Source organism: Nostocoides vanveenii, assembly GCF_039531165.1.
In the GTDB taxonomy this organism is placed as follows: Bacteria; Actinomycetota; Actinomycetes; order Actinomycetales; family Dermatophilaceae; genus Nostocoides_A; species Nostocoides_A vanveenii.
This window is the reverse complement of record NZ_BAAAPN010000054.1, coordinates 46,285-54,401: the sequence shown is the minus strand read 5'-3', so window position 1 is coordinate 54,401 and position 8,117 is coordinate 46,285. Positions and strand designations below refer to the sequence as shown.

Sequence of the window (8,117 nt, the reverse complement as noted above, 5' to 3'; positions counted from 1 at the left end):
CCACCGGACAGTTGGCGTTCCTCGAAGCCCGCCACCGCGCCCACGCCCGCGTCGAAGACAGCATCCGCCACGCGAAAGACACCGGCCTCGGCCGCTTCCCCTCCCGCGAATACGGCATCAACACCACCTGGCTTCTCGCGGTCGCCATCGCGGACGACCTGACCGCCTGGCTACGGCTGCTCGCCCTCCCCGAGACGTTGAAGACGTGCGAGCCGAAAGCCCTGCGTTACCGCTTCCTCCACATCCCGGCCCGACTCACCCGCAGCGGACGACGGCGCCACCTCCGCCTCCCACAATCCTGGCCCTGGACCCAGGCCGCCGTCGCCGTCTTCACCGCTGGTCAGGCCATCCCCGCTACTGACCTGACCGGCCGCGAGACCCTGCCCACCCGCGACCCGACGACCCCGAAGACCCGCACCGCAGCGCCACGCGGCATCCCGACAGGCTCACCCACCACAAGCAGCACCAGCGCGCACCTCATGGCATCAACCCACAACCCCGTGAAAGACGGAGGTTAGGGCTGCAGCCGCGGCAGCGATCGCCGCGAGTTCGCGGTCACGGGCGACTTCCCAGGCCGGTCGGTCACGGCTGACGGTGACGTAGAACCCGCGCCGTACTCGCTCAACTCTGCCGTCCGAACGGGCCTGGCGCAAGTCTCGCCAGTGGGTCTCGCGGGTGCGCAGGATCGTCGGCATTTCGAACTGTTGGTTCATGACGCACACGCGGGCAGCACCGAGCCGGTGGGCCCAGGGCGCTCGCAAAACCTGTGGAAAGGGCCGCCCGCGTCCAGGGGCTGTGGACGGCGGGAGGTGCCGGGCGACGCGCCCCAGACAGCACTTCCCCACGACGACCTCAGTTCGCACTTCTGCACCGGATGCGCACTTCGACACCGGACGCGCACTTCTGCACCGGATGCGCACCTCGACACCGGACGCGCACTTCTGCACCGGTCCGGACCAGTGTCGGGGTGCAGAACCCCGGTACGGGTGAGGAAAGAGGGCAGCGACAGGCATGGCCCCGCGACGCTTAGGACTCCTTGACGCGCATCATGCCCTCCTGGGCGACGGTCGCGACCAGGGTCCCGTCGCGGCGAAACATCCGGCCGATGCCGAGGCCGCGACCGCCCTGTGCGGACGGTGACTCCTCGGCATACAGCAGCCAATCGTCCATACGGACGGGACGGTGGAACCACATCGCGTGATCGAGGCTGGCCACGCGCAGGCGCGGGTCAGCCCACCCGAGGTTGTGCCGGCGCAGGATCGGCTCCAGAAGCGAATAGTCCGAGGCATAGGCGAGCACCGCGGCGTGCAGGAGGTTATCGTTGGGCAGGCCCGCAGCGGCCCGCATCCAGACGTGTTGCCGGCTTCGGCCGTCCTCGATGGAGCGGGTGTAGAGATTGCCTTCGACATGCCGCAACTCCACAGGCCGGGCGGCGATCGTCTCGCGGGCCGTGCCGGGGTAGGCGCGGCGGCGCAACTCCTCGCGATAGGGCTCGACGTCCTCCGGCGCGGGCACGTCCGGCATCGGCTCCTGGTGATCGAGACCCCCGGCCGGCTCCTGGAAAGAGGAGATCATCGACAAGATGACCTGTCCGTTCTGGAGGGCGTGCACACGGCGGGTGGAGAAGGAGTTGCCGTCGCGGAGGTTCTCGACCGCGAACCGGATGGGCAAGGTGTCGTCGCCGGGTCGGATGAAGTAGCCGTGCAGGCTGTGCACCGCGCGCGTGGGCGCGGCATCGCGCACAGTCAGCCCCGCGGCCATCACGCACTGAGCAAGCACCTGACCGCCGAAGACCCGCCCCTGGGGCATCCGCTGGCTCGGGGCCATGAAGACGCGGGCGCCGGTCTCGCCGGCATACTCGGGATGGAAGGTGCCCGAGGTGGCGATCGATGCGGTCCCTACCTCCTGAAGGGTGAGGATCTCCAGCAGGGACTCGGCAGAGGTGTCGGGCACCGCTCCACCCTAGTGACTTGCGCCGATGCCGGACGTGGCGTAGTGATGACGGGTGACCGATCGCGACTACTACGTCGACGTGCCCCTTCGCTGGAGCGATATGGACGCCTACGCGCACGTGAACAATGTGCAATTTCTGCGTCTGCTCGAGGATGCGCGTGTCGTCGCGATCCGCGAGTGGCTGGGGGAGCGCGAAGACATGCTTCGGACCGGCGTCCTCGTTGCCCGCCACGAGATCGAATACCTTGCGCCGCTCGACTTCCGGCCTGCGCCGGTGCGAATCTTCATGTGGACCAAGGCAATTGGCGGCGCAAACTTCGACATTGGATATGACGTGTGCGACCCCGATGACATCGGGACCACGACGTATGCCCGCGCCGAGACCACGCTGGTCGCCTACGACTTCGCGTCCGCCTCGCCCCGTCGGCTCAGTGCCGACGAACGCGCCGCCCTCGCCGAGCACGCCGGTGGACCGGTCGGCTTCCGCAGGCGGCTGCGGTGAGCATGCCCAGCGCGGTCGCGGGTGCCTATGTCTTCGCCGACCGCGCCTCGCTGTCCGACCTACAGAGCTATCTGACGCTGGCACGCCAGGCGGATCCCGAGGCGGCCGTGCGCCTGCACGCCCTCGGCCCCGTCCTCGCAGCCTATGTCGGGATGCTCCCCGGTCGCGGGCTCTCCGGTGCCGGGACGGTGCTCGGTCTGCGCACCTTCGCCCTGGCCGACCCGGTGGAGTCGGACAATGCGGTCCCCGTCGGCGCCATCCTCGATCGCCTGGCCTGGGTGCTCGGCCATCCCGAGAACGATCCGGTGATCCCCGTGCCCCCCGCCTCGGTCTTTGTCCAATGGGCAGCAATCACGCCACCGCGCGCCGGGTGGGTCCACGCGGCGGATGTGAGCTCCGACGACCTGCTCACGGTCGCCCGCACCGGCATCGCCCAACTCGGCGCGGCCGGTACCGGCCTCGCCGCGCAGGTCGATGCCCTGCGGGCTCGGGTGTGGGGCGAGGCAATGCCGGCGGCGGGCGGGGCTCCGGGCGGGATGGCCTTCGCGGCATACGGGCTGCGGTTCCTGGTGGAGAACGGCTCGGCGAGCGTGCATCGCAGCGGGCCCTGGTGGCGACTGAGCACGTCTGCCGGCCATGTCCTGGCCAGATGAGATTCGCCGCGGCGTCGCCCGGCGCGCCTAGGGTGAGGCCATGACGCCCGTGCAGACGGAACCGACGACGGGGCCCACCCAGGCCTGGATCGAGAGCCTGGCAGACCGCTCGGACATCGTTGACGACGCAGTCCTGGCCACGCTGCTCGTCGAGCGCGGCGCCGCGCTCGGCACGATGCTGCGTCGCGAGCCGCTCGAGCGCATCCGCAAGACCTCGATCTCCGACATCGTCACCGCAGCCGACCACGCCGCCGAGGAGGAGATCGTGGCCGCGCTGACCGCGCTGCGACCCGACGACGGCATCCTGGGTGAGGAGGGCGCGGCGCGCGAGTCGCGTAATGGCCGACAGTGGATCATCGATCCGATCGACGGGACCTACAACTATGCCCACGAGATCGGCAACTGGTGCAGTGCAATTGCGTTGCGGGACAACGATGGTGGCCTGCTCGGCGCGGTTCGACGCGAGCTGACCGACGAGACCTGGGTCGGTGGGGTCACCGCTGACGGTCGGCCCAGCACCCGCCTCAACGGCCGGCTCCTGACACCGATGCCCGACCTTCCCTTAGAGCAGATCTGCCTCGCGACCTATCTGCATCCGGCCCGCATCGGTGACCCGAACGTTCTCGAACCCTGGCTGGCAGCGGCGCGCGGGCCCGCGACCATCCGGGTGCTCGGGAGCGGGTCGTGCGATCTCGCGGCCGTCGCGACGGGACGCCTCGGGGCCTTCATGCAAAGTGGCACGGCGGACTGGGACTGGTATCCCGGACTAGCCCTCGTGCTCGGCGCCGGTGGCCACGCGCAGGTCCTGCACCACAGGGGATATCGCTGGCACCTGGCTGGGGGCGAGCGGACCGTCCGCGCCCTCGCGGACCTGCTGACCAGAGCCTGACCGGCACGCTCGCCGCGACGGTCAACACCGTCGAGCCGCGACGGTCAACACCGGCGAGCCTGCGATGAACAACATCCGAAACACCCGCGAATCAGTTTGGGTCCGAGGGCCGATATGCGGTCCAATAGGTGCCCGTGACGACCGCCCCCCCTGCGCAGCCGACAACCACGACGATCCACGACCACGACCGGGCCGATGCGGCCTGGTGGCGGCACGCCGTGATCTATCAGATCTATCCGCGTTCGTTCGCCGACAGCACTGGCAATGGCATCGGCGACCTGCCCGGGGCGCGCGCCAAACTGCCCTATCTGAAGGCCCTCGGCGTTGATGCCGTATGGTTTTCCCCCTTCTATGTCTCGCCGCAGGCGGACGCCGGGTATGACGTCGCCAACTACCGCGACATCGACCCCCTCTTCGGCACCCTCGCCGACTTCCAAGGCCTGCTCGACGACGCAAATGCGTTGGGGCTGAAGGTCATTGTCGACCTGGTGCCCAATCACTCCTCCGACGAACACCCCTGGTTCCAGGCCGCCCTCGCCGCAGCGCCCGGCAGCCCCGAGCGCGCGCGATACATGTTCCGCGACGGCAAAGGCGTCGACGGCAGCGAGCCGCCGAACAATTGGAAGTCCGTCTTCGGCGGTCCGGGCTGGACCCGCGTCACCGAGGCCGACGGCACCCCGGGCCAGTGGTACCTCCACATCTTCGACGTCAAGCAGCCGGACCTGAACTGGGACAACCCGGAGGTCCGCGAGGAGTTCCTCGACGTCATCCGCTTCTGGGTCAAGCGCGGTGTTGCGGGTTTCCGCGTCGACGTCGCCCACGGTCTGGTCAAGGAGCCGTCGCTGCCGGACTGGGCCGGGCCGCAGGAGCTGCTCGGCCCCGACGAGCCGGAGGAGGCGACCAACGCGGCGCCGATGTGGGACCAGGACGGCGTGCACACAATCTACGAGAGCTGGCGGGCGTTGCTCGACAGCTATGGCGAGCCGGATCGCATTCTGTGCGCCGAGGCGTGGGTCAACCCGCCGGAGCGGGCGGCGCTCTACATCCGCAACACCGAGTTCCACCAGGCCTTCAACTTCGACTTCCTCGAATGCCCTTGGCGGGCAACGGATCTGCGTGCGGTCATCCGCAAGTCGTTGGAGGTGTGCGACTCGGTCGGCGCCCCGGCGACCTGGGTGCTGTCCAATCACGATGTCATCCGGCACGCCACCCGACTAGCCCTGCCGGTCGGCACCAAGCGGCCCAATGGCATCGGCATCGGTGACCCGCAGCCCGACCCGGTCGTCGGTCTGCGCCGCGCCCGCGCGGCGACGACGCTGATGCTGGGGCTGTCGGGGTCGGCATACATCTATCAAGGTGAGGAACTCGGGCTCCCCGAGTCGATGGAGGTCCCCAACGAGCTGCGCGAGGACCCGGTCTACCTGCGCACCGGCCACAAGGAACTCGGCCGCGACGGCTGCCGGATTCCCCTGCCGTGGACCCACGATGCGCCGGGGCTCGGCTTCGGGCCGTCGGAGAAGGTGTGGCTGCCGCAGCCCGAGGCGTATGCCGCGCTCGCCGCGGACCAACAGGCCGACGCCGAGGGCTCCACCCTCGACCTGTACACGCGCCTGCTGCACCTCCGGCGCGAGCGCGAGCTGGGGCTGGGCAGCCTGCGCGAGATCGGCGGCCTCGGCGAGGATGTCGTGGCCTATCTCAACACGGGCAAGGACGACGCCTACCCGACGCTCGTGCTGATCAATCTCGGCGAGATCCCGGTCGCGCTGCCCGAGGGCGCGGACCTCGTCATCGCGTCCGGCGAGCTGACGGCAGACGGCAAGGTGCCCACCGACACCGCTATCTGGGCACGGTACTGATCGCGATGCGCGCGGCCGACCATCCGTATTTCGACACCACCGGGCCGGTCGGCCTCGCGCACCGCGGCGGCGCCGAATTCACCCCAAATGTGGGGCGGGAGAACACCATTGCCGCCTTCGGCGCGGCGATCGACCTTGGCTTTCGCTATCTGGAAACGGATGTGCACACAACCTCGGACGGTGTCCTCGTCGCCTTTCACGACACTGTCCTGGACCGGGTGACCGACACCGCCGGTGCCATCGCCGACTTGCCGTATGCCGTTGTGGCGGCCGCCCGCACGGCCGCGGGCGACGGCATACCGCTGTTGGACGAGGTGCTGGAGACCTTTCCCGAGGCTCGCATCAATATCGACGTGAAGGCGGTGGGGGCGATCGAGCCGCTAGTAGCGGCTATCCGGTCGCACAGCGCCCTTGACCGGGTCTGCGTCGGCTCCTTCTCCGACGCCCGGTTGGCAGCGGTGCGCAAGGCGCTCGGACCCGGTCTCGCCACGGCGATGGGGCCGCGTGGGGTGGCCCAGATGCGCTTCACGCCGCACCTGCTCAGCCGGATTCTGCACTCGCCGGCGCCGGTGCTGCAGATCCCGACCGGGCATACCGTCCGCGGGCGGAGGGTCCGACTGGTCACCCCGGGGCTGGTGCGTCAGGTGCATCGCCTCGGCAAGCACCTGCACGTCTGGACGATCGACGACCCGGCCGAGATGCGACGACTGCTCGACCTCGGCGTTGACGGGATCGTGACCGACCGCCCGGACACCCTGGTCGACGTGTTCGGCGAGCGTCAACTGACTCCTTGATCGAGGCGAGACCCGGCCCGCCCGCTGCGTGCGGCCCAGACCGCCCAGACCGGCCTCTCGACGGGGCTGAACCGGCCTCTCGACGGGGCTGAACCGGCCTCTCGACGGGGCTGAACCGGCCTTTCGACGGGGCTGAACCGGCCTTTCGACGGGGCTGAACCGGCCTTTCGACGATTAGTCGAGGGTATTGACGAGGGAGTAGGCCGCGCGCGTGAGGTAGTCGCGCAGAATCAGGTCGTGGGCCTCGTCCAACTCGAGGGTGTCCACGGCCGCGAGCATGTGCAGGAGCCAGCGATCACGCTGGGCGGGGGTCACGGCATACGGGTGATGACGCATCCGCAAGCGGGGATGCCCGCGCTGCTCGGAGTAGGTGGTCGGGCCGCCCCAGTACTGCTCGAGGAACATCCGCAGCCGCTCGGCCGCCGGCACGAGGTCCGCCTCCGGGTAGAGCGCACGCAACGGCGCATCGTCTGCCACACCGGCATAGAACGCGGTCACCAGACGATCGAAGGTCGCGTGCCCGCCCACCGCATCGAAGAACGTCGGCTCACTCATGGGGCTCCCCCCGAGGAGGGGATGACGCTCACCGGCGGCCCCGGGACGCCCGCCCTGTCGAGGGCCTGCTTGCCGAGCAAACGCAACTCACGCTGCACCGAAAACTCTTCTCCCGCCTTGCATTTCGCCATCACTCGCAGAATCATCGTGGAGCCGACGATGGACTCGACGCCCAGCACCTCAGGAACGTCGAGCACCTTGCCGTCCCAGTCCGGGTCGGCCGCGAACGCGGCGACCATCTCCTTCAGAGCACGGATCGCCTTCTCCGGCGTCGCGTCATAGGCAATCGGCAGGTCGACCATCGTCATCGCCCACCCCTGACTGCGATTGCCGACCCGCAGGATCTCGCCATTGCGGATGTGCCAGGTGACTCCGTTGCCGTCACGCAAGGTCGTGATGCGCAGGCTGACGTCGGTGACCGTGCCGGTCGCGACACCGGTGTCGATCAGGTCGCCGACGCCGTACTGGTCTTCCATGATCATGAAGATGCCGGACAGGAAGTCCTTGACCAGGCTCTGTGCCCCGAAGCCGAGGGCCACTCCGCCGACCCCCGCCGACGCGAGCAGCGGAGCCAGGGGGATCCCGAGGAGCGCCATCACCGTCAAGATCGCGATCAGCCCGATGACGATGGTGACGGCACTGCGCAGGATCGTGCCGAGGGTTTCCAGCCGCTGCTTGTGCCGATCGTGATCCCAGCCGGTCGCGTGCGCGAACACGCGCTGGGTAGTCGTGCGATCGGCGCGCTCGCCACGGCTGATCGCGAGGCCGACGGCGCGGTGGATGACCCGGTGCAAGACCCATCGGGTGGCGACGGCCAAGATGATCGTCAGCAGGATCTTCAGCGGGACATCGCTGAACCAGGTCCAGGTCTCCTTGCGGGTCAGACGCTCCAGCCAGGCGGTCGAAAAGTTCACG

Annotated in this window: 9 protein-coding genes; 6 read left to right on the top strand and 3 right to left on the bottom strand. The window is 69.0% G+C overall.

Features of this window, described 5'->3' with window-relative positions:
- Positions 1-518, top strand: a 518-nt coding sequence (locus ABD209_RS12105; RefSeq protein ID WP_344066635.1) for a transposase, incomplete at its 5' end; no start/stop codon positions are given.
- A gap of 508 nt (positions 519-1,026) precedes the next feature.
- Here the strand turns inward: ABD209_RS12105 and ABD209_RS12100 are convergent.
- Complete coding sequence (locus tag ABD209_RS12100) at positions 1,027-1,953, bottom strand: acyl-CoA thioesterase (RefSeq protein WP_344066632.1); 927 nt, start codon at positions 1,951-1,953, stop codon at positions 1,027-1,029.
- A gap of 52 nt (positions 1,954-2,005) precedes the next feature.
- On the opposite strand from ABD209_RS12100, the gene ABD209_RS12095 reads away from it, so the two are divergent.
- From ABD209_RS12095 to ABD209_RS12075, 5 genes are all read left to right on the top strand, one after another.
- Complete coding sequence (locus tag ABD209_RS12095) at positions 2,006-2,455, top strand: acyl-CoA thioesterase (protein ID WP_344066629.1); 450 nt, start codon at positions 2,006-2,008, stop codon at positions 2,453-2,455.
- 2 nt (positions 2,456-2,457) lie between these two features.
- Complete coding sequence (locus ABD209_RS12090) at positions 2,458-3,108, top strand: DUF8185 domain-containing protein (RefSeq protein ID WP_344066637.1); 651 nt, start codon at positions 2,458-2,460, stop codon at positions 3,106-3,108.
- Positions 3,109-3,148: 40 nt separating this feature from the next.
- Entirely contained in the window at positions 3,149-3,997 is an 849-nt protein-coding gene (locus ABD209_RS12085) for an inositol monophosphatase family protein (RefSeq protein WP_344066626.1), read from the top strand.
- 134 nt (positions 3,998-4,131) lie between these two features.
- A complete protein-coding gene (locus tag ABD209_RS12080; RefSeq protein WP_344066623.1) occupies positions 4,132-5,853 on the top strand; it encodes a glycoside hydrolase family 13 protein in 1,722 nt (573 codons plus the stop codon).
- A 5-nt stretch (positions 5,854-5,858) separates the two neighbouring features.
- A complete protein-coding gene (locus ABD209_RS12075; RefSeq protein WP_344066620.1) occupies positions 5,859-6,647 on the top strand; it encodes a glycerophosphodiester phosphodiesterase family protein in 789 nt (262 codons plus the stop codon).
- Positions 6,648-6,821: 174 nt separating this feature from the next.
- Here the strand turns inward: ABD209_RS12075 and ABD209_RS12070 are convergent, their stop codons facing one another.
- Positions 6,822-7,202 carry a globin gene (locus tag ABD209_RS12070; protein ID WP_344066616.1) on the bottom strand — a complete coding sequence of 127 codons (381 nt, stop codon included), beginning with the start codon at positions 7,200-7,202 and terminating at the stop codon, positions 6,822-6,824.
- Complete coding sequence (locus tag ABD209_RS12065; protein ID WP_344066613.1) at positions 7,199-8,116, bottom strand: mechanosensitive ion channel family protein; 918 nt, start codon at positions 8,114-8,116, stop codon at positions 7,199-7,201. The genes ABD209_RS12070 and ABD209_RS12065 overlap by 4 nt, the downstream gene beginning before the upstream one ends.
- Between the last annotated feature and the right edge of the window lies 1 nt (position 8,117).

Coding starts and splice junctions, on each gene's coding strand:
- ABD209_RS12070 (WP_344066616.1), bottom strand. CDS start 7,202: ATGAGTGAGCCGACGTTCTTCGATGCGGTGGGCGGGCACGCGACCTTC.
- ABD209_RS12085 (WP_344066626.1), top strand. CDS start 3,149: ATGACGCCCGTGCAGACGGAACCGACGACGGGGCCCACCCAGGCCTGG.
- ABD209_RS12090 (WP_344066637.1), top strand. CDS start 2,458: ATGCCCAGCGCGGTCGCGGGTGCCTATGTCTTCGCCGACCGCGCCTCG.
- ABD209_RS12075 (WP_344066620.1), top strand. CDS start 5,859: ATGCGCGCGGCCGACCATCCGTATTTCGACACCACCGGGCCGGTCGGC.